This window comes from Acinetobacter sp. LUNF3, assembly GCF_022699605.1.
Taxonomy (GTDB): domain Bacteria; phylum Pseudomonadota; class Gammaproteobacteria; order Pseudomonadales; family Moraxellaceae; genus Acinetobacter; species Acinetobacter johnsonii.
In genome coordinates this window covers 2,892,514-2,919,181 of record NZ_CP093968.1, presented here as the reverse complement: position 1 = coordinate 2,919,181, position 26,668 = coordinate 2,892,514, and the positions used below count along the sequence as shown (strand labels likewise).

Sequence of the window (26,668 nt, the reverse complement as noted above, 5' to 3'; positions counted from 1 at the left end):
ACCAACTGAAATCAATTCGTGCACAAAATTAGACACGGAATACGCTAACATATCGTTTTTTAATCCTTTATAGTATGCATGCTGAAAAAATGCAGGAAAACGCACAGCTATGAATAATCAAGCGCCTCTGACTGCTCAAGCCCTCATTGAGGTCAAAGACTTGAGTTTTAAGCGAGGGGAACGTGTCATTTATGATCAGGTCAATTTAAAAATTCGACAGGGTCAAATTACGGGCATTATGGGACCATCGGGTACAGGTAAAACCACTTTACTGCGTTTAATTGGCGGTCAATTGACCCCTGACCAAGGTGAAGTACTTTTTGATGGGCAAAATATTGCGAAAATGTCACGCAAAGAGTTATTCGCTGCGCGTGCGCGTATGGGCATGCTTTTTCAAAGTGGCGCATTGTTTACCGATATGTCGGTATATGAAAATGTGGCCTTTCCGATAAGAGCACATACCAAGTTGCCAGAACATTTACTGTCAGAAATTATATCTTTAAAACTTGAATCTGTCGGCTTACGTGGCGCAGAACAGATGATGCCTTCTGAGCTCTCAGGTGGGATGAACCGTCGTGTAGCTTTGGCACGTGCAATTGCACTGGATCCTGAGCTGATCATGTACGATGAGCCATTTGCTGGACAAGATCCAATTGTGAAGGGTGTACTCACACGTCTAATTCGATCTTTGCGAGAAGCTCTTGATTTAACAACAATTATTGTCTCGCATGACGTGGCTGAAACCTTATCGATCGCAGATTATATCTATGTTGTTGCTGAAGGTAAGGTGCAAGGTGAAGGCACGCCTGAACAGTTACAGGCGAATGCCTCTCCATTTGTTAAACAGTTTTTAACAGGTGCAGTTGAAGGGCCTGTCGATTATCAATTTAGCCATAAGGCATATCTAAATACTGAGGTGCAAGCATGAATGCGATAGCACTCTTAGGTCGACGCGTGATTGAACGGGTTCGCGGCATTGGTGTTGCTAGCCTGATGTTATTACAAATTTTATTTTCGATGCCCACTGCTTTAGGTGTTCGGTTATTTGTTTACCAAATGTACCGTGTTGGGGTGTTATCACTGCTCATTATTGTGGTGTCAGGGCTATTTATTGGTGCTGTACTGGGCTTACAGATGTATAGCATCTTGGTGACCTTTGGTAGTGAAGCGATGCTGGGTACAGCGGTTGCGTTGACCTTACTTCGTGAGTTAGCACCTGTGGTTGCAGCATTGCTGTTTGCAGGTCGTGCAGGTTCTGCATTAACGGCTGAGATTGGCTTAATGAAAGCTACAGAGCAGTTGTCCAGTATGGAAATGATCGGGGTTGATCCACTTAAACGTGTGATTTCGCCGCGACTTTGGGCAGGTATTTTTAGTTTGCCGATGCTGTCTGTCATCTTCGCTGCGGTGGGGATTATGGGTGGTAAAATGGTGGGTGTGGACTTCTTGGGTGCAGATGAAGGCTCTTACTGGAGTGGCATTCAAAGTAGCGTAGAGTTCTATAAAGATGTCCTGAATGGCACCATCATTAAAAGTTTTGTTTTTGCTTTAATTTGTACATGGATTGCGGTGTATCAAGGCTATGCCTGTGAACCAACATCTGAAGGTATTGCGACATCAACCACACGCACTGTGGTGTATTCATCGCTCTGTGTTTTAGGTTTTGATTTTGTGTTGACTGCGGTCATGTTTGGAGGTGTTTAATGAAATCACGTGCAAGTGAGATGGCAGTCGGCATATTTGTCATTTTATTCGGTATCGCTTTGTTTTTTATTGCGATGCGAGTGAGTGGCTTGGTGGGATCAAATCTCAGTGATCGCTATGAAATGAGTGCAACTTTCGATAACGTAAATGGTTTAAAACCACGTGCGAAAGTGACGATGAGTGGGGTAAAAATTGGTCAAGTTGATCAAATTAGCTTAGACCCTGTGACACGTTTAGCGACGGTTTCTTTTTCTTTGGATGGTAAATTAACGACCTTTAATGCAGCACAACTTAAAGAAGTTGAAAAGAATGCACTTGAAGAGCTTCGTTACAGTAGCGACTATACCGCTGCGGATGCTGCGCAACAAAAAGAAATGGAAAAGCAACTTATTGCGAACATGAAGTCCATCACCAGCATTGATGAAGATGCTTATATTATGGTGGCAACCAATGGTCTGCTAGGTGAGAAGTACTTGAAAATTGTTCCAGGGGGTGGTTTGAACTACGTGAAACGTGGTGAAAGCATTGGCAATACCCAAGGCACAATGGACCTAGAAGACTTAATTACTAAATTTATTACGGGTGGTGCAGGTAAATCGAAAGATGCTTCAGCAACAACTGAGCAACCTGAAACCGCTGAAACAGCAGATGCCAACGTGTCATTTGTTGAATGATTTGAAGAGGACCAATTGTAGTGAATACTTTATTGAAACAAACACTGACAGCTAGCATTTTAACTACAATGTTTGCAGGGACTGCTTTTGCAGCACCAAGTGAAGCACCACCTGCTTTTGTTAAAAAAGTGGCAGATGGTTTGATTGCGCGTTTAAAAGCGGATCATGCCAAACTCCAAAACAACCCAGCTGCTGTGAAAACGATTGTTCGTCAAAACTTAGACCCGTATGTGGATTCACAAGCATTTTCTCGTATTGTGATGGGGACTTATGCAACCAATCAATACAGTACTGCTGCACAACGCGCGAAGTTTGAAAACAATTTCCGTGAAACACTGATTGAAAACTACGGTACTGCATTCGCCAAGTTCAGCAATCAGACGTATACCATCCGTCCGTATAAAGAAACCAATAGCAAAAACCCTGTGGTGACGATCGACTTTAATAACAAAGGCGAAAAAATCCCAGTGTCTTTCCAGTTGGCGGATAAAGGCAACCAATGGAAAATCCGTAATATCAATGTGTCGGGTATCGACCTTGGTTTACAGTTCCGTAATCAGTTCGCGGCAACGGTTAAACGTAATGGCGGCGACCTAGATAAAGCGATTGCAAACTTCCAACCTGATGCAGAAGCAGCGGTTGAAAAGAAAAAATAAGTAGGTGAAAGGTGATTAACTTTAGCAATCAGGAAATGCAGCTTTCAGGTCAGATTACATATGACAATGCTGAAAGCTACTATCAACAAGGTCTGAAAGTGATTCAGTCACAGTCTTATCCTGTGGTGGTGAATTTGGCCCAGCTTGAGCATGGTAGTACATTGGCATTAGCAGTATTGGTGCGTTGGTTACGTCAAACACCCGATGCACATAGTTTACATTTTAAAGCTGTACCTGAAAAAATGATGAAGGTAATTCAAGCCTGTCATTTACAGGATGACTTAAAGTTAATCCCTTAAATAAAAAAAGCACCTTAAGGTGCTTTTTTTTATATGTTGCGTTTCTTAAATTTATGAGGAAAATAAGTGTTTTAAGCTTTACTTAAATCCATTTCTTCCAGCGGAAGTAAATGAGCGGACCAATCAGGAACGCCATTAAGATCAGGCTCACCACAATAAAACTGGTGCTGCCTTTGGCAAAAGGCAACACATCGGTGTTCATGCCGTAAATACTGGCAATCAGCATTGGTGGAGCGAGCATACTGGGTAAGATAGAGAAGCGACGAATCGTGTCATTCTGTTCGGTGTTAATGAAGCCTGAGGTGGTATCCAGTAAGAATCGCACTTTTTGGAACAAGAAGGCATCGTGCTCAACCAGTGAGCGAACGTCTTCACTGAGCTCTCGAATGTCTGCATCATAAATATGACTACCTAAAGCACGCGGGCGTGATAAAAAGGTCAGCACACGGCGTAAGTCAATCAAACACAGCTGTGCTTTTCCAAGCATATCTTCCAAGTGGGCCAGACGGGTAATCATGTCATCTAAGTCGAGAATCATCTCGCGGTGACGGTTATTCAGTACTTCTGTGGAATACTTTTCCAAGTCCTTGTGGATATCTTCTAAGATATCCGCAAGCTCGTCCAGCTTCGCCTCGAGTAAACCGAGTAAGATCCACGTTGGATCTTTATAGTCAATTTCGTAGTCATTGCGGCGCGCACGCGCACGAAAGGCACGGAACGCCACCAATTTTTCCCCGCGAAGGGTAAAGAGGCGTTCTTTATGCAAAATGAAAGCGACAGTTTGTACCGTGGCAAGGGCACCGCTGCTTTCTTCAGGCTCACCATCGACTTGATAGTTTTTATTTTTCGTTAAAAAATACGTACTGATATGCAAAATACCGTCGTCATCACGGTAGAATCGAGCTGAAGATGAAATGTCTTCGAGTGATTTTAGCGTAGGTAAATTTTGTTCATATGCATCTAAAATCCACTGTTGTTCTTCTTGGGAGGGAGCAATGAGGTCAAGCCAGACCAAATCGGGCTGAAGATCGAAATCGCCATTAATGGTGATGTCTTCTAAGCTACCGCGCTCTGTGGCGTAAAAGGCTTCAAGCATGCCGTCTTTCTCCTTTGCGCAGTAATGGTTGAAGTGGATGGGTGTATTTTAGACAAGGATTGCAATAAAAACACTGATCGAATGGTTAAATTGCTAAAAAATATCCATTCATTTTAGTGAAGTTGCATGACAATTAAATATCAGAGTAAAAAATGACAAATTCAATTGCGATCTTTTGTGGTTCCGCATTAGGTTCAGATCAAATTTTTTCCGAAACAGCACGTCAGGTTGGACACACCATTGCAGAACAAGGCAAAACCTTGGTCTATGGTGGTGGCCGTTCGGGCTTAATGGGTATTGTGGCTGACAGTGCTTTAGAGGCAGGTGGTCAAGTGATTGGCGTGATTCCACACGTGTTGGTGGATCGTGAGTTGGCGCATCAAGGCTTGACCGAGTTACATATTGTCAAAGATATGCAAGAGCGTAAACTGAAAATGTCAGCTTTGTCGGATGGATTTATTGCAATGCCAGGTGGTGCAGGGACTTTAGAAGAAATCTTTGAACAATGGACGTGGGCGCAGCTCGGTATTCATCTCAAGCCGAATGCCTTTTTAAATGTAAATGGCTTTTATGATGATTTACTTAAATTTCTGAAGATGACCACCGACAAAGGCTTTACCCATGCGCGTTTTACCGACAGCCTGATTGTATCGGATTCGGTGAAAGCAATTTTAAAGCAGATGGATCAGTTCCAAGCGCCTGAACCGAAGTGGGGCATGGTTGATCCTGAGTTGTTGGATGTCAAAGCATGAAGGTGATTACGGTCGCTGCTGCTATTATTGTGAATGAACAGCAGCAGCTTTTATTGGTGCGTAAGCAGAACACCGCGTGTTTTATGCAAGTGGGCGGTAAGCTTGAGCCCAATGAAGCACCTGAGCAAACCATGCTGCGTGAGATTCGGGAGGAAATTGGAAGTGATGCGACGATTGAACAGTTTGTTGGTCGTTTTGAAACAGCCACCGCCAATGAACCTGATTTTAAATTGGTGAGCTATGTTTACCATGTTCAGCTTCAGCAAGCGCCACAAATTGCGGCTGAAATTGCAGAAATGAAATGGGTCAGTTTGAATGATCAGCAGACTGTACTTGCACCGCTAACCACCGAAGTGGTCATGCCATGGGTACGTGAACATTTGCTGATTGACGTAGTCTAATTATTTTAGTGCATAGGCAATACACGCGGCGCTGACTTTATGACAACCCAATTGTTCAAGCTGTAAAGTCAGTGCCTGAATCGAGCTGCCTGTGGTCACGACATCATCCAAAATCAAAACACGTCGGTAGCGTTTTGCGTACTGACGTTGCTGTGGATCGATTTTAAACTGTTGATGAATTTGATCTAAGCGTTCCAGTCGACTGAGTCCTTTTTGCGAATGTTGATGCAGTCGTATCACAGGCTGCCAAATGGGAACATTGAACTGCTTGGCTAAGTCTTTGGCGAGGATCATTGATTGGTTATAGCCACGTTCTGCTAAACGCTGAGTCGAAATCGGCATCGGAACAATTGCTTGTATTTTAGGTAAGCGAATTTGCTGAATAATGCCTGACAGTAGAGGCTGCCAATGCAGTTGTTGTTCATATTTGAACTGCTGAATAAGGTGATCTAAAGGATATTGATACTGTCCTGCGACATGAATACTCAGTTCTTGTTTTTCAACGGTCTGTGGATGTAGTGGGAGTTGTTGCCAGCAGTCCAGACAGACCGAATGCAGATCTGCGCGGACAATGCCACACAACTGACAAGGCTGTGCTTTGTGTAGCAACTGTTTGGCGGTGTGCAGTAAATGACTAAACATAGGCATAGCGTGGTGCTTCAGGCAGCCAGCGTTTCAGTAAGGCTTCAGCATTTCTAGGATAGTCTTTTAAGATCTGCGCTGCGACATAATGTGCTTGATTGAGCAAATGATCATCGCGTTCCAGCTTGGCTACGCGAAAGCCCATATCGCCTGTTTGTTTGGTGCCGAGCAATTCACCGGGACCGCGGATTTCCAAATCTTTTTCGGCAATTAAAAAGCCGTCATTGGTTTCACGCATGATGCGCAGGCGTTCTTGTCCATTTTGAGACAGCGGGCTTTTATATAACAGAGCGCAAAAGCTAGCCTTGGCACCTCGACCAACACGGCCACGTAATTGGTGTAATTGAGAGAGTCCTAAACGTTCCGCATTTTCAATCACCATGATCGAGGCATTTGGTACATCGACCCCCACTTCAATCACTGTGGTCGCAATTAAGAGTTGTAATTCATTGGTTTTAAACTGTTGCATCACTGTTTGTTTTTCATCAGCCTTCATTTTGCCATGTACAAGACCAATGTTGAGTTCGGGAAAACGCTCTTTAATTTCTAAATAGGTTGCTTCAGCGGCTTGAGCATCTAAGGTTTCAGACTCTTCAACCAAAGTGCAGACCCAGTAGGCTTGTTTGCCTTCTAGACAGTTACTGGCAATGCGCTGTAGTACTTCTTCACGGCGGTCGAGTGGAATGGTCACGGTTTGAATTGGCGTTCGTCCGGGTGGAAGTTCATCGATCACGGACGTGTCTAAGTCTCCATAGGCAGACATGGCTAAAGTTCGTGGAATCGGCGTTGCGGTCATGACCAATTGATGTGGGGTCATATTCTGCGTACCTTTATTACGCAGGGATAAGCGCTGATCGACCCCGAAGCGATGCTGCTCATCAATAATTACTAATCCAAGTTTGGCAAAGCGGACATTGTCTTGAAACAGGGCATGTGTACCCACCACCAGATGCGCTGTGCCATCTACAATGGCTTGTTCGGCTGCGGCACGGGCTTTGCCTTTTTGTTTACCTGAAAGCCAAGATACACTGAGTCCCAAAGGCTCAAACCATTTTTTAAAATTGAGATAATGTTGTTCCGCCAAAATTTCAGTCGGTGCCATTAACGCCACTTGCCAACCTTCTTCTAAGGCATGGCAGGCTGCGACTCCTGCGACCAAGGTTTTGCCTGCACCGACATCGCCTTGAACCAAACGTAACATCGGTTTATTGAGTTTTAAGTCTTGTACAATTTCTTTGGAGACGCGCTTTTGTGCATTGGTCATTTCAAAAGACAGACTGCTGAGCAGTTGTTTGGCAAACTGACGACTGGCAGAAATACGTGGTGCTTCAATCTGTTGGATATAGGCACGACGGCTTAATAGACTGACTTGATGCGCAACCAACTCTTCAAAAATCAAACGTTGCTGGGCAGGGTGTGAGCCTTGGCTCAGTTGCAGCATATTGGCATCTACAGGAGGATGATGGATGTAGTCCAATGCCTGTTTAAGTGCATAGCCATTGGTAAATTTTGCGGGCAGCAGTTCAGGTAAATCATCACTGTGCTTGGCTAAAGCCTGTTTGATGTATTCACGAAATTTAGGTTGAGTGAGACCCTCTGTGCTAGGGTAAATCGCAGTCAGTTGGGTTTGTGGTAGTGGCGTATGTTCTGTAATAAGTTGAATTTCAGGATGATACATTTCCAAGCCACGCGCACCCACACGGACTTCACCAAAAATACGTAGACGATTACCGATCTTTGCGCGGTCCGTTAAGCCTTTATAAATATGGTAAAAGCGCAAAGTCACTTTGCCAAAGTCGTCTTGCAGTCCAATCGCCATCGATTTACGCTTACCCGGCGGAAAGTCTACGCCTTGAATCGTTCCTTCGAGTAGGTAGCTACGTCCCACAGTCAATTGGTTCATGGGGATGATCGTGCTACGATCTTCATAGTCTCGTGGCAGATGAAACAGCAGATCATCTGTAGTGAAGAGATTCAACTTTTCAAGTAGTGCAGCAGAGGCAGCTCCGACCCCCTGCAACTGATGGACTGCAGCCATGTCCCCTCAACTTTGTCTGTGATTTGGTGCTAAATGCATATTTTATTTATAGGTTATGGTAAAACATCTCAGCGTGTTGCTAAACAGTTATTTCAGCAAGGCCACCAAATTACCACAATTAGTCGAAGTCCGAAATCAGATGATTGGGCTGAGCATTTGACTCAAGATATTCATCAGTTGGATTTGTCTCAAGTCGCGCCCATTGATGCTGTGTATGTCTTACTCTCGCCTGAGAGCAGTACGGTAGAAGCGTATCAGCGAACTTTTGTAGACTCGATTGCACCGATGCTGCATGCCTTAAAAAGTCATCCTTTAAAAAAAGTGATCGTGGTTTCTTCCACACGTGTCTATGGTGAAAGTGCAGGGGAGCGGGTTGATGATGACACGTGTCCCCAACCGAGCGATGCGCAAGGGCAAGTGCTATTGAACATGGAAACTTTGTGGCAACAGGCTTATCCATCTGAATGTGTGATTGTGCGTCCAACAGGAATTTATGGAACCTCAGTTAGTCGTATGATAAAACTTGCGGGAACTACAAAAGCTTATCCAAGACTGCATTGGTCGAACCGAATTCATGTTGAGGATCTGGCGGCTTTTTTAGTGCACTTGCTTCACGTGGAACATGCTGAAAAATCTTATATTTGTAGCAATAGCCAACCGTTGCCTTTACATGAAATCATGCAATGGTTTCAACAGCAGTTAGGATTTCCAGCTTTGGTTTTGGAAAGCAATATGACATCAGGCAAGCAAATTTATGCTTCACGTATGCAACAGATGAATTTTGAATTACAGCATCCACATTGCTTTGATGATTATTTGGCGTTGTTAGCAGAGCGTGAGTCAAAATAATTTTTTATTTTCACTCATAAAAAATGTGAAACGTAGCTGAAAAATGACTACGGAGCGTGAAGAATCATAATAAATCCGTTCTAGTTAGCTGAACTGCATATAAGATATTGATGTTTATATGAAAATTTTAATAATTCGTATGGGGTGTATTATTATGATTTTAAAAGTATTGATAAACCCCTAAATTAAGTGCTACTCAAAATTCAAAAAATTGATGATAGGAAAAAGATGAGAAATTACAAATTTTATCTAATGTTTATTTTATCGACATTGATACTTATTATTTTTATAACATCATCGCCACTATTAAAAAATAAATTTTTTTTAATGACTCATAGTAATTGGGTTAAAGTTAATAATTTTAAGATTATAGAAACATATACTTATTGTTCAAGTGAACCTTGGAGGAGGGGTATCGATAGAGCTGCTTACCGATACATCAAGTATGAATACTCTTTTGATAAAAGGAAATATATTGAAGAAAACGAAAAACTTTTTGGAGTATATAGAATCAATCTTTTAGACAACTGTGAAAAACTTAAAGAAAAAAATGAAGTGCTATGGAATGAATACAATAAGAATAATTATCCATTATATGCAAATATAAGTAATAGTAAAATACTAATTTCAAATGATTTATTTAAAATTGGTACATCTTCATTTTTATCTATACTATTTGAAATACAAGGAGTAATTATTACTCTAATTATAGTTGTTTCATGTGCGTTATTCTATGATTTAATTAGAAGATAGTTCATTCAACTCTTTTAAAGCTTCACCTGCTGCCGCATTGCCATTTTCATATGATTTAGGCTTTGTTGCACAAAGATTTGAAATGCAAAGCGCCCCTAATTGAGCTAAATTTAAGGCGTAACTTGGGTAAGTGGTCGACCTAATTCCGTAAATCTGTTAAGGACTGCTACACGTGCATGGATCTCATTCACTTGGCTATCAAAACTCCTTGCACTGAGTTTATCTCCTAATAATTTGATGCAATGCATCTTAGTTTCAACCAAACTTCGCCGATGATAGCCTGACCATTTTTTCCATAGTGTCCTGCCTAAACGTTTAATTGTTCTAAGTAATTCATTTCGCTCTAGCGAGCTACTCTTTGTATCTTTCCATTGTTTCGCATTTTTTCTAGGTGGAATCACCGCATGCCCTTGCCGATCTGCAATGACCTGACGGCATTGCTTGGTGTCATAAGCTCCATCGGTATAAACAGAGTCAATCCGCTCATCTTGTGGAATCTGATTAAGTAAATCACCAAGCACCTGTGAATCACTGACATTATTGGTTGTAAGCTGAACTGCTCGTATTTGTAGGGTTTTAGCATCTATACCAATATGAAGTTTACGCCATTGGCGACGATATTCAGGTCCATGTTTCTTGCGTTTCCATTCGCCCTCACCTAGAAACTTCATGCCTGTAGAGTCCATGAGTAGATGCAGCCCATCGCTACTTTTTTGGTAGCTGATTACAATATCAATATGCTTTTGTCTTCTACAAAGCGTGGTGTAATCTGGAGCTATCCAATTTAATCCGCAAAGTTTAATCAGACTTTGCACAAAGCCAGTGACCATACGTAAAGACAGACGAAATAAGGATTTAATCATTAAGCAGCATTGGATGGCTGCGTCGGAGTAGGTTTGATTTCGCCCTTGTTTGCCTTTTGATGGCGCATACCATTGCGTAGCAGGATCAAACCAAATGGCAATATTTCCGCGACTCATGAGTGCTCGGTTATATGCGGGCCAATTGGTTGTGCGGTAGATTTTGTGTGTAGGCTTCTTCATTTGAAAATTATATCGCTGAAAAACCCTTTACAGATAGGTTTGTGCAACAAAGCCGTAGCTATAGTGAAAATGGAGCCCAACTTTATAAGATAGAGCGTTTTGATAACGCACAACCTTATACATTCACAGCTATTAAACCGATGGATATCACGGTATGGATGTTTGACCCCAATATGGCTTTGTTGCACAAAGATTTCATAACTATATGATTTTAAAAGTTTTGATTATTTTTTGATCCAAAATTAAATTTATTTAAATCAGATGCTTACATATTTATGCAACAAAGCCCCCCAATATTGAATTGATTTCAACAGATCTCCAGAATCTTTATACTGATTTAAAGGACTATGCAGCATTTTCTAATCAAACAGAATGGATCAATTACTATATCAACCGTCTAGCTCCGATATACCAAAAGCAAAGCCAGCAAGATTTACTGATGAGTCAGAGCTTTGATTTCTTTTTTCAAGCGAAGAGTGAATACATTATTGGTCATGTACCAAATACTCAAAATTCAACCCTAGAATTTAAAGAAATTTCTTCTAATTTTGAGTCTATTTAACCTAATGGTGCTTATACGAAATAGATTTTAATTTTTTTCATTTACAGCATAGGCACCTACATTTTGTAGATACCTATGCTTTAAAAAAAGAAATTACTTCTTCTTACGTTTCAAACGCTTCTTCGCTTGTTCAGCAGCCACTTTGTCTAGCGTGTCTTTCAGCTCTTCATCGCTGAAAGTAGTAATGTGTTGCAACATTTGTAGCGTGACATCATCTAGTACCAAGTTGGCATATTGCGCAACGTTTTGGAAGTTCTCATCAAACACAATCGCGTTGTCTGAGTTGGTGCTGATATAACCCTGTTGCGTGAGCACTTTAATAAAGCTTTGGAATAGGGCTTTATCAAAGAATTCAGGCGAATTGAACTCATACAGTACTGAAAGACGCTGACCGACCAAATGACTCAGTTCTTCCACCTGACGCGCTGAAATGTTCCCAGAACCACGTTGTGTAATCAGCGCAAGTGTCATGTAGTACCGCTCAAGACTCTGCATGACTGGTGCTGCCAATACCACCAACTGGTTATGATTTTCGCTGTTTGGAGCAGGAGAAATCAAGTGACCTTCGGCATCTTCAGAAATCAGTTTGGCTTGAATTAAACCATCTACATAAGCACAGATTTGATCTTTGAGTTCAGCATCTTCCCATTTTAAGAACAATTCAGCTTTTAAAAATGGATATAGCGTGCGAATTACATTGATTAAATCACCGCGGCCAATGGTTCCATTGTGTTCAACCAAAGCGGCAACCAGTGATGGCAAGACAAAGGCATGCAAAATGTTATTACGGAAGTAGGTCAGCAGTACCGCTTGATTGTCCGCAATCGCAATAATGTCACCCAGTACGTGATTGACGCGTTTGATCAGTTTTAGCTTTAAACCATAAGAAATGATTTCTTTACCAGATAATGGCGTGACCAAGAGGCGCTCATCATAAGGAAGGGTGGTCAATAACTTACGATAGGTATCGAGCTGTTTGATACAAATTTCTTCATCTAGCGTATGCTTCTCAGTGGCCAACAGAACCAAAGACAAGAGTGAAACAGGATTCACCACAGCTGCACGGTTAATATTTTCTAAAATTGCATGTGCTGAACTGTTGACTGCATCAGAGACTTCTTGCGGAATGGGATCATCATTTTTAGCAATTTGCACATTCTCAGCGCCATGCTTTTTCAGCATGTCATCGAGGAAAACAGGCTCGCCAAAGTTGAGATGGACTTTTCCGAAAATACGTTCAATTTTGCGTAAAGTTTGCAGAATCCCAAAGACAGATTCGGCTTCTTTGGGTTTACCGTTCATCTCACCGACGTAGGTTGCGCCTTCCATTAAGCGTTCATAGCCAATATAGGTCGGAACAAAGACAATCGGTTTGGCACGACCACGCAAGTGACTGTGCACGGTCATGGCTAACATACCTGTCTTTGGTGGTAGCAGACGACCTGTACGTGAACGACCACCTTCGATGAAGTATTCCAAAGGCGTGTTACGCGACAAAATGCTGTATAGATATTCTTTAAAGACCGAAGTGTAGAGCGCATTACCGCGGAAAGTACGGCGAATAAAGAATGCACCGCCACCACGTAAAATTTGCCCAACAAATGGCATATTTAGGTTATCGCCCGCAGCAATATAAGGCACCATCAAACCACGGTTATACACCACATAAGACAGCAGTAAATAGTCGATATGGCTGCGGTGACAAGGGGTATACACAATTTCGTAGTCTTTAGCCAACTCACGAACTGTATTGAAGTTATGGACTTCAACCCCGTCATAGAGCTGGGTCCATAAACGTGCTAGCGCCATTTCCGCAAAACGGATGGTTGAATGTGAGTAGTCCGATACGATTTCATTGACATAACCAATGGCACGACGTTCTGCGTCCAACATGCTAATTTTGCCGCGAATACTTTCACGGCGAATGGCTTCTTGTACGTCATTCGATTTAATCAGTGAGTGCATCACGTTGCGACGGTCCGAAAGATCGGGACCGAGTACCGCTTCACGGTGTGCATCGAGCTGATTATTTAGAGTGTTTAGAATATAAGTCGCAGGCGATAAATTCGGATAGGTGGTTTTTGCAAAGTCAACCAAAGCACGTAAAGACTGACTTTCATGAAACTCTAAAAATGATTGACGACCATGTAAACCGATATTCATCAGCTGCTTCACCGTACTTGGCGTTGCCCAAGTGTCGGTAAATAACAATTTAAACCAAGAGTCTTCTTTGTCTGGTGAACGTCCCCATAGTACCGTCACAGGCACCAGCTCTACGTCTAAATCGGGTTGTTGTTCTAAAGCTTCAACTAGGCGTAACAGGCGCGGTGGAAAGGTGTGTGGTGAAGGGTTAAGTAAATTATTTTCATCGTTATGCTGTAAAAACACGATCGATGCTTTTTCTTGATGCGTCCCCACGACCAAGGGATCTAGTGCAGGAGCAAGCTTTAAACGACGTGTTTCGCCATCCACCAACAGCGCATTACTGCGTGAGTGATTTTGAAGCACATAACAGACAATTTTTTTGGGATGGCCTGAAGCTGCTGGGTCAGCATCTGTTGCTGTCGGTTCTGTTGGAACCTCACCCAATACATGTGGGGTTACTATGAGGTCAAGAAGCTTACTTGAAAGCTTTCTATACATTTGACCAAAGCCACTTTTGGACATATACACTCCTGCTTAAATGACCAATCCCGCAGTTTGTCTGAAGGGGTATTTATTTTGCGTAATTGTAAACATAAACCGTATGTCATTTCCTGACAAATTTGTTTTATATGGTGAATTTTATCGTTAAAAATCGTATTTTTAGTCGGAAATAACGAAAAAAACTTATGACAACTCAGTCAAGCAATCTATAGGGTTTTAGTCTGAATTTATGGCAAAATAGATTTTAATATCGATATCATACCTCATCACTTTACAGAAAAATCTGGTCTCTCACCATTAAGTAGGTTGCTTATGAATGCCTTAACCCAAGAGTTGGTTGAATTACTGAGCCTCGAAAAAATTGAGGAAAATATCTTTCGTGGACAAAGCCGTAATTTGGTTGGGAAGCGTGTTTTTGGCGGACAAGTCTTAGGTCAGGCCCTACGTGCGGCGTCATATACGACGGATCGTCCAGCTCATTCTTTACATGCATACTTTTTATTTGGTGGCGATGTGAACGCACCAATTATCTATGAAGTTGATCGAATTCGTGATGGTCGTAGTTTTGTCAGTCGCCAAGTGCGCGCTATTCAGCATGGTAAAACCATCTTTATGTGCATGGTGTCATTTGCTGACAATGAAGAAGGCCTGAATTATCAAATCGGTGAGCCTGAGTATCCAACACCCGAGTCGTTAAAGTCTGAGGCTGAACTGAAAAAAATGATGGTGGAATTTGTGCCTGAAAATGTGCGTGCAAGTTTCATGCGGGATCGTCATGTGGAAATTCGTCCCATCAATCCACAGAACCCGTATCAACCGCAGCCTGAAGCACCTGTGTATGCGCACTATATTCGCACACATGACCGCATTGCAGCAGAGGTGGATGATATTTCGTTGCATCAAGCAATTGCGGCATTCTATTCAGATTTCACTTTAATGACCACGGCACTGCGCCCGCATGGTTTAAGTTATCTTTCGCCAAGTTTGCAGTGTGCGAGTATCGACCATGCTATGTATTTCCATAAGCCGTTTCGCGTGGATGACTGGATGCTGTATGACATGGATGCTACAGTCAGTGCCAGTTCACGTGGTTTAAACTTTGGACGAATGTGGCAAAACGGTGAGTTGGTGTGTAGTACTACGCAAGAAGGTTTGATTCGGCTCCGTGAAATCGAAGCCCAATAAAGCCTAAGTACAGAAAAAGCTGAGTGATATCACTCAGCTTTTTTTATGACTGATTTTATGATTGAAAGGTGGTCAGAGCTGAGCTAGGCGTTGAGCTTCAATTGTAATGGTCTCATCTTTTTGGGAAAGGTATATGGGGAAATGTGCAGTACTTGTGACAAAAAAATGCTCGATTCTCACCTGTTCACATGGCATAGTTTCCCAAAGAAATCTTTGAAAAGCATGAAGCTATGAGCTTAAACACGCAAATTCTAATTGCCGCGATCTTCGGGGTCATCTTCGGATTTATTCTCAATCTTTTCCCGGGTACCGCTTTTTTAGAGATGAGTTTGTATGGAATCGGGGTGGTCAGCAGTGTTTTTATTGGTCTGTTAAAAATGCTCTTGATTCCCCTCATTTTTAGCTCAATTGTGGTGGGGGTATCAAACTTGCAAGCGGGTGGACAGCTCTCCCGTGTTTGGAAAATTACGCTGGCATGTTGTGTCACCACCACGACTTTGGCCTTGATATTGGGTTTAAGCTGCGCGCATTTATTTGAAGTTGGCAAAGGTGTCGATATCGCCATGTTCCAAGACGCCATGGCCTCTCATCAAACTCCAGATACGCTCACGCCATCTTCGTTCTTCAGCAACTTTATTCAAAATACGCTGATTAACCCGTTCAAAGCTTTTGCCGAAGGCAATGTTTTAGCGGTGGTGGTTTTTGCATTATTCATAGGTGTGGCACTGGTTAAAGGCGGCGAAAAATTCCGTACCGTGCGTAAGCTAAGTCAACAGTTCTTTGACATCATGATGTTGATGATTGGTTGGGTGATGAAGCTAGCCCCGCTAGGAATTTTTGCCTTACTTGCTAAGTTGATTGCCACTGAAGACATTTCGGTATTGAGTCGTTTGGCTGAGTTTGCGGCTGTGGTAACAGGCACTACCATTTTTCATGGTCTGGTGGTCTTGCCGCTATTACTGTGGATTTTTGGCAAGATGAATCCGATGACCTTTTTTAAAGGTACACGTGTGGCGTTAATTACGGCTTTTGCCACCAGTTCAAGCTCGGCAACTATGCCTTTATCCCTCAAGTGTGCGCAAGAAAATCTTGGTGTACGTCCGCAAACGGCAGGCTTTGTGATTCCGTTGGGGACGCAGCTCAATATGGATGGTACTGCGCTGTATGAGGCAGCGGCGGCTTTGTTTATTGCAAACTTGATGGGACTAGATTTGACCTTAAGTCAACAGTTGGTGGTGTGTCTGACGGCGATGATTGCTTCTTTAGGTGCTCCAGGGATTCCGAGTGCAGGTATGGTCACCATGATTATGGTATTGCAGTCGGTTGGACTTCCTGCTGAAGCAATTGCGATTTTATTACCGATTGATCGCTTACTGGATACCGTACGAACTGTGGTAAATGTGCAAGGGGACATGATGATTAGTGTGGTGGTGGATCGACATACCAAGGATCTGGATGCACCTTTGCCCAATTTATCGAATCCGTCTTAAGTTTTGCTCTAAAATAAAAAAAGCAGCCGATTGAGCTGCTTTTTTTATTTTGGGATTTAAGCGATTTTGAGCATGGCACGTTTAGCTGCAGGGGATTGGTCTAAGTAGGCAATCGCATCTTCTGTTTTGGCTTCGTGTACAGGATCATACCACGGCACTAAATAGCCAAATTGCTGTGAGATGAGCCAGAGTGGACTTGGCAACACTTGATGATTCCGTTTAGAAGTAGACAGCCACTCACGCCAAATCCAAGGTTTAAACAGACTGGGTTGAATCGACTTAAAGCGGTCATCTTGTTTCATAATATGGGCTGCACCATCAACCCATAAACCCAGCACGGCAGCAATCACCACCAGACTCAAATAATAACGCGCAATATAACCCCCGCCTAAATGTCGGTACAAATCAAATGCGACTGTACGGTGTTCAATTTCTTCTGCGCCGTGCCATTTGATCAAGTCTAACATCGCAGGGTCAGCGCCCATTTTCTCCCATTCGGTGTTGTCCAGTGTATATTTTCCAAGGACACAGGTCATGTGTTCCACCGTAGCAATAATACCGAGTCGAAATAGATCCCACTGGTGCTCCAGTACTTTGGGTACAGTGAGATCAAGCGGCTTATCGGCCAGTAATTTTCCAAATAAGAAATCCATCAACTCTAGATTACGGGAGACATCAATATTTCTTTGGCTGAGATACTCTTTATTGGCTGAGTTGTGTGCCTGCGCATGCATGGCTTCTTGGCGAATAAAGGCTTGTACATCTTGCTTCAGTTTTTCATCGCTAATTTGCGGTAAGACTTTGTTGTAGAGGCGGCAGAACCAGAACTCACCTGCGGGCAGGATCATATTAATTTCATTGATGAAATAGCTGGCAAAAGGTTGGTTGGGAATCCAATCAATCGGACTGTCTTGCCACTCAAATTTAACTTTGCGGGGCTTAATTGTGTAGGCAATAGAGGAACGAATTTTGTTTTTTTTCAATCGAGACCATAATTTCATATGCTGACCCATTTTTATATGTGTTGAACTTTTTCACGAGCTGAATAAATTCAGTATAAAAAAAAGTCCCCGATTGTGATTAGCAATAGGGGACACAGATACAGCAATAGATGATGCTTTTATAGGTTGGCGTTTAAAACTTAAGCCTCAGACTGTGGTTTGGCCTCAACATCGTCTTCAGCTTCAATATCCATAACGTCTTCAGAATCTTCATCGAATTCTTCTGCATCCAGCTCATCGGCTGTCGCATCTGGAATGCTGCTTAAGTCAAAATGTTGGGCTTGATCTAAAGTAAAATTCAGGCGCCCACCCATCACACTCGCCAGTTCTTCTAGGCCTTGTTTATTGAGAGAAGAGAACAATTGAATTGAAAAATCAAGTTTCATTTTTTTCAATTGGGCTTTCACTTCTTGTAATGCTTTAGAGGCAGGGCCACGGTTGAGTTTATCGGACTTGGTCAGTAGCACATGCACAAACAATTTACGTGAATAAGCCCATTCCAACATCATCACGTCAAAGTGCTGTAGCGGATGACGAATATCCATCAACAACACTAAGCCTTGTAAGCTTTTACGTTGAATTAGATAGTTTTCTAACTCTTTTTGCCACACGATTTTCATCGCTTCAGGCACGGCTGCATAACCATAACCGGGTAAGTCGACGAGACGTTGATCAGGATTACCCAGACTGAAAAAGTTAATCATCTGCGTACGACCCGGTCTTTTCGAGGCACGAGCTAATTGCTTTTGGTTGGTTAAGGCATTGATAGCACTAGACTTACCTGCATTTGAACGACCTGCAAAGGCAATTTCGTAGCCTGTATCTTCCACACACAGGTTGAGCTTCGGGGCACTCATTAAAAACTCGGCTTTACGCAGCCAGTTGAGAGCGCGCACAGCATATTCAGTAACTGCAGAATCTACCTTTTTTTCATAGCTAATTTTTTGCTTTGGGGCAGCAGCAATTTTACTGTTTTTGGATTTTCCTCGGCTGTGGTGCATAACTCAACTTCAATTTATGATCTACAATCAGCCATTATAATGGAAGTCGAGCAGGCAATCGACCTTTGCAGCGTAAAGTCCGTAATCTTGTCTATAAAAGACCTTAATCGGCAAGATTGATCAGATTAATCGGCGAGTGGGTCGTGAACTTATTCTGAGCCTCAGTACCCAGTACATCTGCTAAGGTATATTGGTCTAAGCTGTGATAGAACTGATCCAACGCTTGATCTAAGATCCCTTTGAGTCCGCAATTTGAACGGAGTACGCAAGGTGGGGTGTTGCATTCCACAATGTTCTGATCCGCTTGCAAGACCCGTACAATCTCGCCCAGTCTTAAATCGAGGGTTTCTGGATTGAGTCGAATCCCACCGCCACGACCGCGTGCAGTAATAATCCACTGCTGTTTCGCCATAAAGTGTACGATTTTCATCAAGTGGTTTTCAGACACTTGTAGTGCTTGCGCCAGTTCTGCGATGGTATGCGGCAGCGCTTTCGGCTGCGAAACATACATCAGAATTCGCAAAGCGTAATCGGTAAATTTATTGAGCTGCATGAGGGTACTGATCGTTGATAAGCAAAAAAACAAAGGGCTAGTCTAGCATAACCTGACTAACCCTCTCTATTTTATGCCGATGGCATGGGTTAGTGGTGAACACCACCTGTACCAAATGCTTCACTGTGAATATTTTCGGCAGGAACACCACGGGCAATCAGGGCTTTTTGTTGCTCTGCCATAAATGGCATTGGGCCGCACAAGTAGTAGTCTGCTTGAACAGGTAGAATCGCGCTATCAATGGTAGTCAAATCAAGGCGACCCTTCGCATCATAATCTTGACCCAAAACATCGCTTTGATGTGGGAACTCGTATGCAGTAAAGGTGCTTAAACGTGGGTATTTCGCTTTTAAGTCATGAATGTGCTGTTTCATGGCATGCACTTGTTTGCTGCGGCAGGCGTGGACAAACGTCACAGGTTCCGGCATATCTAAAGTCACCAACTGATTCAGCATCGCCACCATTGGCGTGAGGCCGACACCACCACTAATAAAGACATTGCGTTTATTTGGGTCAATCAGGTAGAAGTTACCTGTTGGTGCAGACACTTCAATTTCAGCACCTTCGGCTAAACCATGCAGAGTATTTGACACCCAGCCTCCTGCCAAATCACCTTTTTCATCTTCCCGTTTGACCGAGATACGTAAATAGTCAGCTTGAGGGCTGGATGAAAGGGTGTATTGGCGAGGTTGTTTTAGACCAAGTTCCTCAACAAATACACGGACTGAAATGTACTGACCTGCTTCATATGTTGGTAAATCACCACCGTCCACAGGGGCAAGATAGAAAGAAGTGATTTCATCGCTTTCAACCACTTTTTTCGCGATTTTAAAGTTGCGCCAGCCTAACCAGCTCCCTTTGGTTTGTTGATGTTGCTCATAAATCGCTTTTTCAGTGCTAATGAATAAATCAGCCAATTGACCATATGCCGCAGCCCAAGCATCAATTAATGGATCTTCCATTGAAATACTTAAAACTTCACTAATCGAATGGAGGAGGTTTTCCCCAACAATGTTGTAGTCAGGTGCTTGAATATTCAAGCTGACATGTTTGTGGGCAATCAGCTCAACCACAGGGAGTAATACTGAAGGATCTTCAATGTTTTCTGCATAGGCCAACACAGCACCCGCCAAAGCTTGGGCTTGAGCACCACTGCGTTGATGCCCCATATTAAAGGTTTCTTTTAAATTAGGATTGTTGCCTAACATGCGGTTATAAAAATAACCTGTGAGTGCGACACCATTTTCACGAAGGACAGGAACAGTTGCTTTTACAAGGTCAATTTGCTGCGGAGTCATGTTTGATCTCTCTTGGCTATCATTTATAAGATGTATTTAAAATATACCTTTAAAGATGCAATGTAAATACATCTTTTAAAGAAAAGCTTAATTTTTTTATGGAATATAATAATATCCCATAAATTTTGATTTTTAGATTTAAAAAGTAGATCACTTACGCCCAAACAAAGAGCCGAGTAAACCACGGACGATTTTTTGTCCTGTACTGCCCCCAAGGCTACGTGCGGCACTTTTAGCAAAGGTTCCGACCGTGTCTTGAATTAGCTTCTCACGCTGTTTCGCTTCACGTTCAGCTTCTTTCTGCTGTTCTTTTGCGATACGCTCTTGCTCACGTGCTTGTTGCTTAGCCAGTGTTTCAGCTTCTTTGGCTTGCTGTTTCTCTTGCTCTATCTGTACGGCTTGTTGTTGACGTTCAACCACTTTATTTTGTAGAAGTTCAAAGGCACTCTCACGGTCTAGGCTTTTTTCATAAATGCCTGCCACGATACTTTGTGAAATTAAGGCTTGACGTTGTTCTGGGCTAATAGGACTGAAAGATGAGTAGGGTGGCATCACCCATGCACGCTCTACAATTTGCGGCGTGCCTTGTTCATCTAGGCAACTAATCAAAGCTTCACCCACCGCTAGCTCGGTGATGGCTTGCTCAACCTTAAATTCAGGGTTGGCACGGAAGGTATCTGCAGCCGTTTTTACTGCTTTTTGATCTTTCGGGGTAAAGGCACGTAAGGCATGTTGTACGCGATTGCCGAGCTGCCCTAACACGCTTTCAGGCAAATCCAGTGGGTTTTGCGTGACAAAGTAAATACCCACCCCCTTGGAGCGGATCAGACGCACCACTTGTTCAATTTTTTCTTGCAGCGCTGCACTGGCATTATCAAATAGCAAATGCGCTTCATCAAAAAAGAACACCAGCTTAGGTTTGTCCATATCGCCAACCTCAGGCAGCTGTTCAAATAATTCTGAAAGCATCCAGAGCAGAAAAGTGGCATAGAGCTTTGGGGTGTTCATGAGTTTGTCTGCGGCTAGGATATTGATATAGCCACGACCATTACTGTCGGTCTGAATAAAGTCGAGAATATTTAAACTGGGCTCCCCGAAGAATTGATCACCGCCTTGATCGGCCAGTGCCAATAAATTCCGTTGAATCGCGCCAAGGCTGGCAGGAGATAGGTTGCCATATTCGGCTTTAAACTCTGCGGCATGTTCACTGACATAACCAATCATGGCTTTTAAGTCTTTAAAGTCGATCAGTAACATTCCTTGATCATCTGCAATACGAAATACCGCAGAAAGCACCCCTTCTTGGGTGTCATTCAAGTTCAGCATACGTGCCAGCAACAGCGGGCCAATTTCGGTAATCGTGGTACGAATAGGATGACCTTGTTCAGCAAATAAATCCCAAAACACCACGGGGGATGCAGCAAAGGGAATGCTGTTGATGCCTAAACTTTTAATGCGTTCATCAAATTTGGGATTGGATGCACCTGCCTGCGCTAAGCTGGAAACATCACCTTTGGCATCGGCTAAAAATACGGGCACCCCGAGTCTGGAAAAACTTTCAGCCAACACCTTCAGGGTTACAGTTTTACCTGTCCCTGTTGCCCCTGCAATTAAGCCATGACGGTTGGCAAACTTCGAGTGTAGAACAACATCTTGTTGGGTATTCGTGGTTTTCTTGGCAATGATGATCGGGGTGCTCATACTTCTTCCTATTCAATTTTTTTGTGATGGTTATTCAGTTGTTTTAGTGCATTTTCTATATCTTGAATTAAATCGGCAGGATGTTCTAGTCCTATACAAAAGCGAACCAATAAACCTTGTTGTAAATGTGTATGCTCAAGTGCACGCATGTCTTTGAGGTCATACAGCATCACCAAACTTACAGGACCACCCCAACTAAAGCCGAGTTTGAAGACTGACAGGGCATCACAAAACTGACGAATATCCTGTAGATCAAATTCGGGCTTGAAAATGACACTGACCAAACCTGCACTGTGTTGATCGACACAAATGTCTTTCCAATATGAATGACCTGCAGCACTCGAGTCAGCAGGGTGTAAGACCTGCACAAATTCCGGTTGTTCCTTTAGCCATGCCAGTAGCTGTAGCGCACTTTCAGACTGTGCGGCATACCGAACACGCATTGATGCTAGACTGCGTTGGACTTGAGCAACATCATCCCCAGAGACGCTAATGCCTTGAATGGCATGCGTGCGAAAGAGTTGATGATGTAAAGCTCGCTCACGTGTCACGACTGAGCCCATTAAAATATCTCCGCCACCACTTGGATACTTGGTCAAAGCATGTACCGTCACATCTACACTTAAGTGCGCATCACTAAAATCAAAAGCATTAAAGGCAAGACCTGCGCCCCATGTGTTGTCTAAAGCAGTGCGCACATGATGCGTTTGTGCCTTTTTCACCAGTCCGACCAAATCTGGAAACTCCAGTGTGACCGACCCTGCGGCTTCTAGCCAAATCAGTTTTGCTTTTTCCGTCGGTTGGAAAGAGGACACATCAATAGGGTTATAAATACGAACACCAATACCATAGCGTTTTTCTAGATTACGAAGATGCTCCATGTTTGGCCCGTAAATATTATCCGCCACCCAAACTTCATCACCATGACTTAAAAAACATGAGTTCACCAAATTAATTGCAGACAATCCACTTGGTGCGAGTAGGCAGTACTTTCCACCTTCAATTTGTGCAATGTTATCGCCCAATGTAAATGTGCTGGGGGTGCCGTGGGTGCCATAACTATAATCATAGTCATCGGTCCAATGGCGATTAAACAGTGCATCGGTATCTTTAAAAATAATCGTCGATGCACGATACAGGGGAGGTTGGACCGTTGAGATGTACTGAGGCGCTTGTCTTGGTGCATGAACCAATGCGGTTTGCGGGTTTTTTTTCACGAATCGACTCATCATAAAGCGATAAATTGTTTTTAGCTTAAGAGAAAGTTTCTAAATAGGCGAGAAAATTGAACAAATGTGAATAAAGGTAAACAAAATAAAAAGTTGGCTTCAATTTTGCTAAATCATCGATAAGGATAGTAAAAAGAAGGCATAAGCGCATGACGTCGCATTTAAAAGTACATTATTTTCAGCATATTGCTGGTGAAGGGTTCGGCAGTTGCTATACATATTTAAAACAACAAGGTGCAGTAATCAGTGCAACCGAGTTTTTTGCTTTACCTATAGATCAAGCCTTAGAGATAGAGGCCTTACCGAGTATTGAGGATGTTGACTTACTCATCATTATGGGGGGCACCATGAGTGTGAATGATGAAGTGAATTTTCCATGGTTAAAGATTGAGAAGCGTTGGTTAAGACGTTACTTGGCCGCAGGAAAACCTGCGATTGGTTTATGCTTGGGTGGGCAATTGATTGCCAATGCACTCGGTGCTGCGGTCAGTCGCAATGAACAACAGGAGTTGGGTTGGGCGACAGTACGTAAAATCCAGCACGTCCCAACAGAATGCTTTGAGTTGCCTGAACAGTTTAATGTGATGCAATGGCATAGCGAGACCTTTGAAATTCCAAAAGGTGCTGTACATTTGGCTGAAAATACCGTGTGTCGCAATCAAATGTACCAAATTGGAAAGAATGTATTGGGTTTTCAATTTCACCCAGAGATCGTGCCAGAAACCTTGGCACTCTTTTTAGAAAATGATGAAGAGCTGAATAAGTTTTCGGGGCAATACGTGGCAACTGAAACCGAATTGAAAAAATCGCCAAAATTAAATTTTATTGAGGGAAATCAAATTCTTAATAGTGCAATTGATTATGTGTTGCGGCAAACAGTCTATTGATGATTTTTTAAGCTACTGATAATTCAAACAAATTTAATATATTGTAAAAAACCAAAAATGGATTTGCTTATGCATTAAACAATAGCTATAATGAGCGACCCTTTAATGAAAGGGGGTTAACTGCGAATAAAGTAGTTAACATCGTGACAGTCGTGGCATCGATCATGACCTTAGTGATATTTCACTGCTCTTGACACTTACCTTTTAGTGGGGTGAGATGCGTCAGGAGTGATTCTTTATATATTTGGCTTGGAGTTTACTGGTATGTCTAACCAGAGAATTCGTATCCGTTTGAAGTCTTTTGATCACCGTTTAATTGATCAATCAGCTCAAGAAATCGTAGAAACAGCAAAACGTACTGGCGCACAAGTTTGTGGTCCAATTCCAATGCCTACACGCATTGAACGTTTTAACGTTTTAACATCACCACACGTTAACAAAGATGCGCGTGACCAATACGAGATCCGCACTTATAAACGTTTGATCGACATCGTTCAACCTACAGACAAAACTGTAGATGCATTGATGAAGTTAGATCTTGCAGCTGGTGTTGATGTTCAGATCGCATTGGGTTAAGGCTTTCGGGTTAATTAACGCTCTAAGTTAATTAGGCCGCTTTTTTAGAGGTTTATGCACATGGCTATTGGTTTAGTCGGTCGCAAGTGCGGTATGACACGTATCTTTACAGATGCTGGTGTTTCTGTGCCTGTTACAGTGATTGAGGTTGATCCTAACCGCATCACTCAAATCAAAACGCTTGAAACTGATGGTTATCAAGCGATTCAAATCACTACTGGTGAACGTCGCGAATCTCGCGTAACTAACGCTCAGAAAGGTCACTTCGCAAAAGCGGGTGTTGCTGCTGGTCGTCTAGTTCAAGAATTCCGTGCAACAGAAGCTGATCTTGAAGGTCGTGAAGTTGGTGGAACTATCGGTGTAGACATGTTCACAGTTGGTCAAGTAGTTGACGTAACTGGTCAGTCGAAAGGTAAAGGTTTCCAAGGTGGTGTTAAGCGTTGGAACTTCCGTACGCAAGATGCTACTCACGGTAACTCAGTTTCTCACCGTGTTCTAGGTTCTACAGGTCAAAACCAGACTCCTGGTCGCGTGTTCAAAGGCAAAAAAATGGCTGGCCATTTAGGTGCTGAACGCGTAACTGTACAGGGTCTAGAAATTGTATCTATCGACGCAGAACGTTCAGTTTTAGTAGTGAAGGGTGCAATTCCTGGCGCTACTGGTGGTGACGTAACTGTTCGTCCTACGATCAAGGCCTGAGGGGAAATAACGTGAATTTAAATACTGTTTCCGGCTCTGCTGTTGAATTATCAGAAGTTGCGTTCGGTCGTGAATTCAATGAAGCTCTTGTACATCAGGTTGTTACAGCTTATTTAGCTGGTGGCCGTCAAGGTTCAAAAGCTCAGAAATCACGTGCAGACGTTTCTGGCGGTGGTAAAAAGCCATTCCGTCAAAAAGGTACTGGTCGCGCTCGTGCTGGTTCTATTCGTAGCCCAATCTGGGTAGGTGGTGGTAAAACTTTTGCTGCTCGCCCACAAGATTGGTCTCAAAAAGTTAACCGCAAAATGTATCGCGGTGCAATGCAATGTATCTTAGCTGAACTTGTTCGCCAAGATCGTCTTGTATTGGTTGAAGAGTTTGCTGTTGCTGCTCCAAAAACTAAAGAGTTGCTTGCAAAACTTAACGACTTGAATGCTACTCGTGCATTGATCGTTACAGAATCTGTAGATGAGAATCTATACCTTGCAGCGCGCAACATTCCACACGTTGATGTGGTTGATGCTGCTGCTATCGATCCTGTTAGCTTGATTGCGTTCGATAAAGTTGTTATGTCTGTAGCTGCTGCTAAGAAAATTGAGGTAGAACTCGGATGAACAACGAACGTATCTATCAAGTCCTACAAGGACCTGTATTCTCAGAAAAAGCACAAGTTTTAGGCGAAACTGCTGGTGTTCAAGTTTTCAAAGTTGCACTTGATGCAAACAAACTTGAAATCAAGAAAGCTGTTGAGCAATTGTTTGGTGTTCAAGTTGTTAAAGTTAACACAACGATCACTAAAGGTAAGACTAAACGCTTTGGTAAAACATTAGGACGTCGTTCTGATGTTAAAAAAGCATACGTCACCCTGAAAGCTGGCCAAGATGTTGAGATGGCTGACTTGGGCGATACCGCTGAAAGCGCAGCGGAATAAGG

The 26,668-nt window shown here is 42.8% G+C and carries 27 protein-coding genes and 1 pseudogene; 17 read left to right on the top strand and 11 right to left on the bottom strand.

The annotated features are described in order from the left end of the window. The first annotated feature begins 109 nt into the window (after nt 1-109). Genes MN200_RS14295 through MN200_RS14275 form a run of 5 tightly spaced genes read left to right on the top strand, consistent with a single transcriptional unit; the run spans nt 110 to nt 3,333 of the window. Nucleotides 110-928 (top strand): ABC transporter ATP-binding protein, encoded by an 819-nt coding sequence (locus MN200_RS14295; RefSeq protein WP_004691369.1) that lies wholly within the window; start codon nt 110-112, stop codon nt 926-928. After that, entirely contained in the window at nt 925-1,704 is a 780-nt protein-coding gene (mlaE, locus tag MN200_RS14290) for a lipid asymmetry maintenance ABC transporter permease subunit MlaE (protein WP_004691368.1), read from the top strand. The genes MN200_RS14295 and mlaE overlap by 4 nt, the downstream gene beginning before the upstream one ends. Next, nucleotides 1,704-2,378, top strand: a complete 675-nt coding sequence (locus MN200_RS14285) for an outer membrane lipid asymmetry maintenance protein MlaD (RefSeq protein ID WP_010327614.1) — start codon at nt 1,704-1,706, stop codon at nt 2,376-2,378. The genes mlaE and MN200_RS14285 overlap by 1 nt, the downstream gene beginning before the upstream one ends. Nucleotides 2,379-2,398: 20 nt before the next feature. Further along, nucleotides 2,399-3,034, top strand: a complete 636-nt coding sequence (locus MN200_RS14280; protein WP_004691364.1) for an ABC transporter substrate-binding protein — start codon at nt 2,399-2,401, stop codon at nt 3,032-3,034. A gap of 11 nt (nt 3,035-3,045) precedes the next feature. Further along, a complete protein-coding gene (locus MN200_RS14275) occupies nt 3,046-3,333 on the top strand; it encodes an STAS domain-containing protein (RefSeq protein ID WP_004691363.1) in 288 nt (95 codons plus the stop codon). 82 nt (nt 3,334-3,415) lie between these two features. On the opposite strand, the gene MN200_RS14270 is transcribed toward MN200_RS14275, so the two are convergent. Beyond that, nucleotides 3,416-4,429, bottom strand: a complete 1,014-nt coding sequence (locus MN200_RS14270) for a CorA family divalent cation transporter (protein WP_058870366.1) — start codon at nt 4,427-4,429, stop codon at nt 3,416-3,418. A gap of 152 nt (nt 4,430-4,581) precedes the next feature. Between MN200_RS14270 and MN200_RS14265 the strand changes: the two genes are divergently transcribed. Together MN200_RS14265 and MN200_RS14260 are read left to right on the top strand one after the other, a co-directional pair. Beyond that, nucleotides 4,582-5,181: a TIGR00730 family Rossman fold protein gene (locus MN200_RS14265; RefSeq protein WP_058870365.1), complete on the top strand. Its 600-nt coding sequence runs from the start codon at nt 4,582-4,584 to the stop codon at nt 5,179-5,181. Continuing rightward, complete coding sequence (locus tag MN200_RS14260; RefSeq protein ID WP_058870364.1) at nt 5,178-5,582, top strand: NUDIX domain-containing protein; 405 nt, start codon at nt 5,178-5,180, stop codon at nt 5,580-5,582. The genes MN200_RS14265 and MN200_RS14260 overlap by 4 nt, the downstream gene beginning before the upstream one ends. Here the strand turns inward: MN200_RS14260 and MN200_RS14255 are convergent, their stop codons facing one another. Continuing rightward, nucleotides 5,583-6,230 (bottom strand): phosphoribosyltransferase family protein, encoded by a 648-nt coding sequence (locus MN200_RS14255; RefSeq protein WP_058870363.1) that lies wholly within the window; start codon nt 6,228-6,230, stop codon nt 5,583-5,585. It abuts the gene before it with no gap. Further along, nucleotides 6,217-8,262, bottom strand: coding sequence for an ATP-dependent DNA helicase RecG (gene recG / locus MN200_RS14250; RefSeq protein ID WP_058870362.1), 2,046 nt, complete (start codon nt 8,260-8,262; stop codon nt 6,217-6,219). Before recG ends, MN200_RS14255 begins: the two co-directional genes overlap by 14 nt. A gap of 33 nt (nt 8,263-8,295) precedes the next feature. Here recG and MN200_RS14245 point away from each other — a divergent pair, with 33 nt between their 5' ends. Continuing rightward, the gene (locus MN200_RS14245; RefSeq protein ID WP_058870361.1) at nt 8,296-9,111 is read left to right on the top strand and encodes an NAD-dependent epimerase/dehydratase family protein; all 816 of its coding nucleotides are present in this window, start codon (nt 8,296-8,298) and stop codon (nt 9,109-9,111) included. Between the two features lie 228 nt (nt 9,112-9,339). Further along, nucleotides 9,340-9,864 (top strand): hypothetical protein, encoded by a 525-nt coding sequence (locus MN200_RS14240; protein WP_131772999.1) that lies wholly within the window; start codon nt 9,340-9,342, stop codon nt 9,862-9,864. A 110-nt stretch (nt 9,865-9,974) separates the two neighbouring features. Here the strand turns inward: MN200_RS14240 and MN200_RS14235 are convergent, their stop codons facing one another. Then, the gene (locus tag MN200_RS14235) at nt 9,975-10,907 is read right to left on the bottom strand and encodes an IS5 family transposase (protein ID WP_114392660.1); all 933 of its coding nucleotides are present in this window, start codon (nt 10,905-10,907) and stop codon (nt 9,975-9,977) included. A 289-nt stretch (nt 10,908-11,196) separates the two neighbouring features. Between MN200_RS14235 and MN200_RS14230 the strand changes: the two are divergent. Then, nucleotides 11,197-11,469: pseudogene (locus MN200_RS14230) on the top strand (hypothetical protein); the annotation flags it as partial. A 93-nt stretch (nt 11,470-11,562) separates the two neighbouring features. Here the strand turns inward: MN200_RS14230 and plsB are convergent. Further along, complete coding sequence (gene plsB, locus MN200_RS14225; RefSeq protein ID WP_178928465.1) at nt 11,563-14,136, bottom strand: glycerol-3-phosphate 1-O-acyltransferase PlsB; 2,574 nt, start codon at nt 14,134-14,136, stop codon at nt 11,563-11,565. Between the two features lie 291 nt (nt 14,137-14,427). Between plsB and MN200_RS14220 the strand changes: the two genes are divergently transcribed. Together MN200_RS14220 and MN200_RS14215 are read left to right on the top strand one after the other, a co-directional pair. Beyond that, nucleotides 14,428-15,300 carry an acyl-CoA thioesterase II gene (locus MN200_RS14220; protein ID WP_126035184.1) on the top strand — a complete coding sequence of 291 codons (873 nt, stop codon included), beginning with the start codon at nt 14,428-14,430 and terminating at the stop codon, nt 15,298-15,300. A gap of 230 nt (nt 15,301-15,530) precedes the next feature. Further along, entirely contained in the window at nt 15,531-16,790 is a 1,260-nt protein-coding gene (locus tag MN200_RS14215; protein ID WP_242759708.1) for a dicarboxylate/amino acid:cation symporter, read from the top strand. A gap of 56 nt (nt 16,791-16,846) precedes the next feature. Here the strand turns inward: MN200_RS14215 and MN200_RS14210 are convergent, their stop codons facing one another. From MN200_RS14210 to MN200_RS14185, 6 genes are all read right to left on the bottom strand, one after another. Further along, complete coding sequence (locus MN200_RS14210; protein ID WP_242759704.1) at nt 16,847-17,791, bottom strand: metal-dependent hydrolase; 945 nt, start codon at nt 17,789-17,791, stop codon at nt 16,847-16,849. A 140-nt stretch (nt 17,792-17,931) separates the two neighbouring features. After that, on the bottom strand, nt 17,932-18,792 hold the full coding sequence (gene yihA / locus MN200_RS14205; protein ID WP_062032532.1) for a ribosome biogenesis GTP-binding protein YihA/YsxC: 861 nt from the start codon (nt 18,790-18,792) through the stop codon (nt 17,932-17,934). A gap of 103 nt (nt 18,793-18,895) precedes the next feature. Then, nucleotides 18,896-19,345 (bottom strand): Rrf2 family transcriptional regulator, encoded by a 450-nt coding sequence (locus MN200_RS14200; RefSeq protein WP_062032529.1) that lies wholly within the window; start codon nt 19,343-19,345, stop codon nt 18,896-18,898. 89 nt (nt 19,346-19,434) lie between these two features. Further along, a complete protein-coding gene (hmpA, locus tag MN200_RS14195) occupies nt 19,435-20,643 on the bottom strand; it encodes an NO-inducible flavohemoprotein (RefSeq protein ID WP_242759702.1) in 1,209 nt (402 codons plus the stop codon). Nucleotides 20,644-20,793: 150 nt separating this feature from the next. After that, nucleotides 20,794-22,344, bottom strand: coding sequence for a helicase HerA-like domain-containing protein (locus MN200_RS14190; RefSeq protein WP_242759700.1), 1,551 nt, complete (start codon nt 22,342-22,344; stop codon nt 20,794-20,796). An 8-nt stretch (nt 22,345-22,352) separates the two neighbouring features. Further along, nucleotides 22,353-23,561 carry a PLP-dependent transferase gene (locus tag MN200_RS14185; protein WP_242759698.1) on the bottom strand — a complete coding sequence of 403 codons (1,209 nt, stop codon included), beginning with the start codon at nt 23,559-23,561 and terminating at the stop codon, nt 22,353-22,355. A 161-nt stretch (nt 23,562-23,722) separates the two neighbouring features. Here MN200_RS14185 and MN200_RS14180 point away from each other — a divergent pair, with 161 nt between their 5' ends. The 5 genes from MN200_RS14180 to rplW all read left to right on the top strand — a co-directional run bounded on the left by MN200_RS14180 (nt 23,723) and on the right by rplW (nt 26,666). Then, nucleotides 23,723-24,460, top strand: coding sequence for a type 1 glutamine amidotransferase (locus MN200_RS14180; protein ID WP_010327593.1), 738 nt, complete (start codon nt 23,723-23,725; stop codon nt 24,458-24,460). Nucleotides 24,461-24,724: 264 nt separating this feature from the next. Beyond that, the gene (rpsJ, locus tag MN200_RS14175; RefSeq protein ID WP_000070912.1) at nt 24,725-25,036 is read left to right on the top strand and encodes a 30S ribosomal protein S10; all 312 of its coding nucleotides are present in this window, start codon (nt 24,725-24,727) and stop codon (nt 25,034-25,036) included. A gap of 60 nt (nt 25,037-25,096) precedes the next feature. Continuing rightward, complete coding sequence (gene rplC / locus MN200_RS14170) at nt 25,097-25,735, top strand: 50S ribosomal protein L3 (protein WP_010327592.1); 639 nt, start codon at nt 25,097-25,099, stop codon at nt 25,733-25,735. Nucleotides 25,736-25,746: 11 nt separating this feature from the next. Then, on the top strand, nt 25,747-26,349 hold the full coding sequence (gene rplD / locus MN200_RS14165) for a 50S ribosomal protein L4 (RefSeq protein WP_004691326.1): 603 nt from the start codon (nt 25,747-25,749) through the stop codon (nt 26,347-26,349). Continuing rightward, nucleotides 26,346-26,666, top strand: a complete 321-nt coding sequence (gene rplW / locus MN200_RS14160; protein ID WP_004691323.1) for a 50S ribosomal protein L23 — start codon at nt 26,346-26,348, stop codon at nt 26,664-26,666. Before rplD ends, rplW begins: the two co-directional genes overlap by 4 nt. Nucleotides 26,667-26,668 lie beyond the last annotated feature (2 nt).

Excerpts from the sequence above, each read along its gene's own strand:
- plsB (WP_178928465.1), bottom strand. The coding sequence starts at position 14,136 with ATGTCCAAAAGTGGCTTTGGTCAAATGTATAGAAAGCTTTCAAGTAAG.
- MN200_RS14285 (WP_010327614.1), top strand. The coding sequence starts at position 1,704 with ATGAAATCACGTGCAAGTGAGATGGCAGTCGGCATATTTGTCATTTTA.
- MN200_RS14180 (WP_010327593.1), top strand. The coding sequence starts at position 23,723 with ATGACGTCGCATTTAAAAGTACATTATTTTCAGCATATTGCTGGTGAA.
- MN200_RS14245 (WP_058870361.1), top strand. The coding sequence starts at position 8,296 with ATGCATATTTTATTTATAGGTTATGGTAAAACATCTCAGCGTGTTGCT.
- mlaE (WP_004691368.1), top strand. The coding sequence starts at position 925 with ATGAATGCGATAGCACTCTTAGGTCGACGCGTGATTGAACGGGTTCGC.
- rpsJ (WP_000070912.1), top strand. The coding sequence starts at position 24,725 with ATGTCTAACCAGAGAATTCGTATCCGTTTGAAGTCTTTTGATCACCGT.
- MN200_RS14190 (WP_242759700.1), bottom strand. The coding sequence starts at position 22,344 with ATGAGCACCCCGATCATCATTGCCAAGAAAACCACGAATACCCAACAA.
- recG (WP_058870362.1), bottom strand. The coding sequence starts at position 8,262 with ATGGCTGCAGTCCATCAGTTGCAGGGGGTCGGAGCTGCCTCTGCTGCA.
- MN200_RS14265 (WP_058870365.1), top strand. The coding sequence starts at position 4,582 with ATGACAAATTCAATTGCGATCTTTTGTGGTTCCGCATTAGGTTCAGAT.
- MN200_RS14215 (WP_242759708.1), top strand. The coding sequence starts at position 15,531 with ATGAGCTTAAACACGCAAATTCTAATTGCCGCGATCTTCGGGGTCATC.
- MN200_RS14255 (WP_058870363.1), bottom strand. The coding sequence starts at position 6,230 with ATGCCTATGTTTAGTCATTTACTGCACACCGCCAAACAGTTGCTACAC.
- MN200_RS14270 (WP_058870366.1), bottom strand. The coding sequence starts at position 4,429 with ATGCTTGAAGCCTTTTACGCCACAGAGCGCGGTAGCTTAGAAGACATC.
- hmpA (WP_242759702.1), bottom strand. The coding sequence starts at position 20,643 with ATGACTCCGCAGCAAATTGACCTTGTAAAAGCAACTGTTCCTGTCCTT.
- yihA (WP_062032532.1), bottom strand. The coding sequence starts at position 18,792 with ATGCACCACAGCCGAGGAAAATCCAAAAACAGTAAAATTGCTGCTGCC.
- MN200_RS14295 (WP_004691369.1), top strand. The coding sequence starts at position 110 with ATGAATAATCAAGCGCCTCTGACTGCTCAAGCCCTCATTGAGGTCAAA.
- rplC (WP_010327592.1), top strand. The coding sequence starts at position 25,097 with ATGGCTATTGGTTTAGTCGGTCGCAAGTGCGGTATGACACGTATCTTT.
- MN200_RS14200 (WP_062032529.1), bottom strand. The coding sequence starts at position 19,345 with ATGCAGCTCAATAAATTTACCGATTACGCTTTGCGAATTCTGATGTAT.
- MN200_RS14240 (WP_131772999.1), top strand. The coding sequence starts at position 9,340 with ATGAGAAATTACAAATTTTATCTAATGTTTATTTTATCGACATTGATA.
- rplW (WP_004691323.1), top strand. The coding sequence starts at position 26,346 with ATGAACAACGAACGTATCTATCAAGTCCTACAAGGACCTGTATTCTCA.
- MN200_RS14235 (WP_114392660.1), bottom strand. The coding sequence starts at position 10,907 with ATGAAGAAGCCTACACACAAAATCTACCGCACAACCAATTGGCCCGCA.
- MN200_RS14220 (WP_126035184.1), top strand. The coding sequence starts at position 14,428 with ATGAATGCCTTAACCCAAGAGTTGGTTGAATTACTGAGCCTCGAAAAA.
- MN200_RS14260 (WP_058870364.1), top strand. The coding sequence starts at position 5,178 with ATGAAGGTGATTACGGTCGCTGCTGCTATTATTGTGAATGAACAGCAG.
- MN200_RS14210 (WP_242759704.1), bottom strand. The coding sequence starts at position 17,791 with ATGAAATTATGGTCTCGATTGAAAAAAAACAAAATTCGTTCCTCTATT.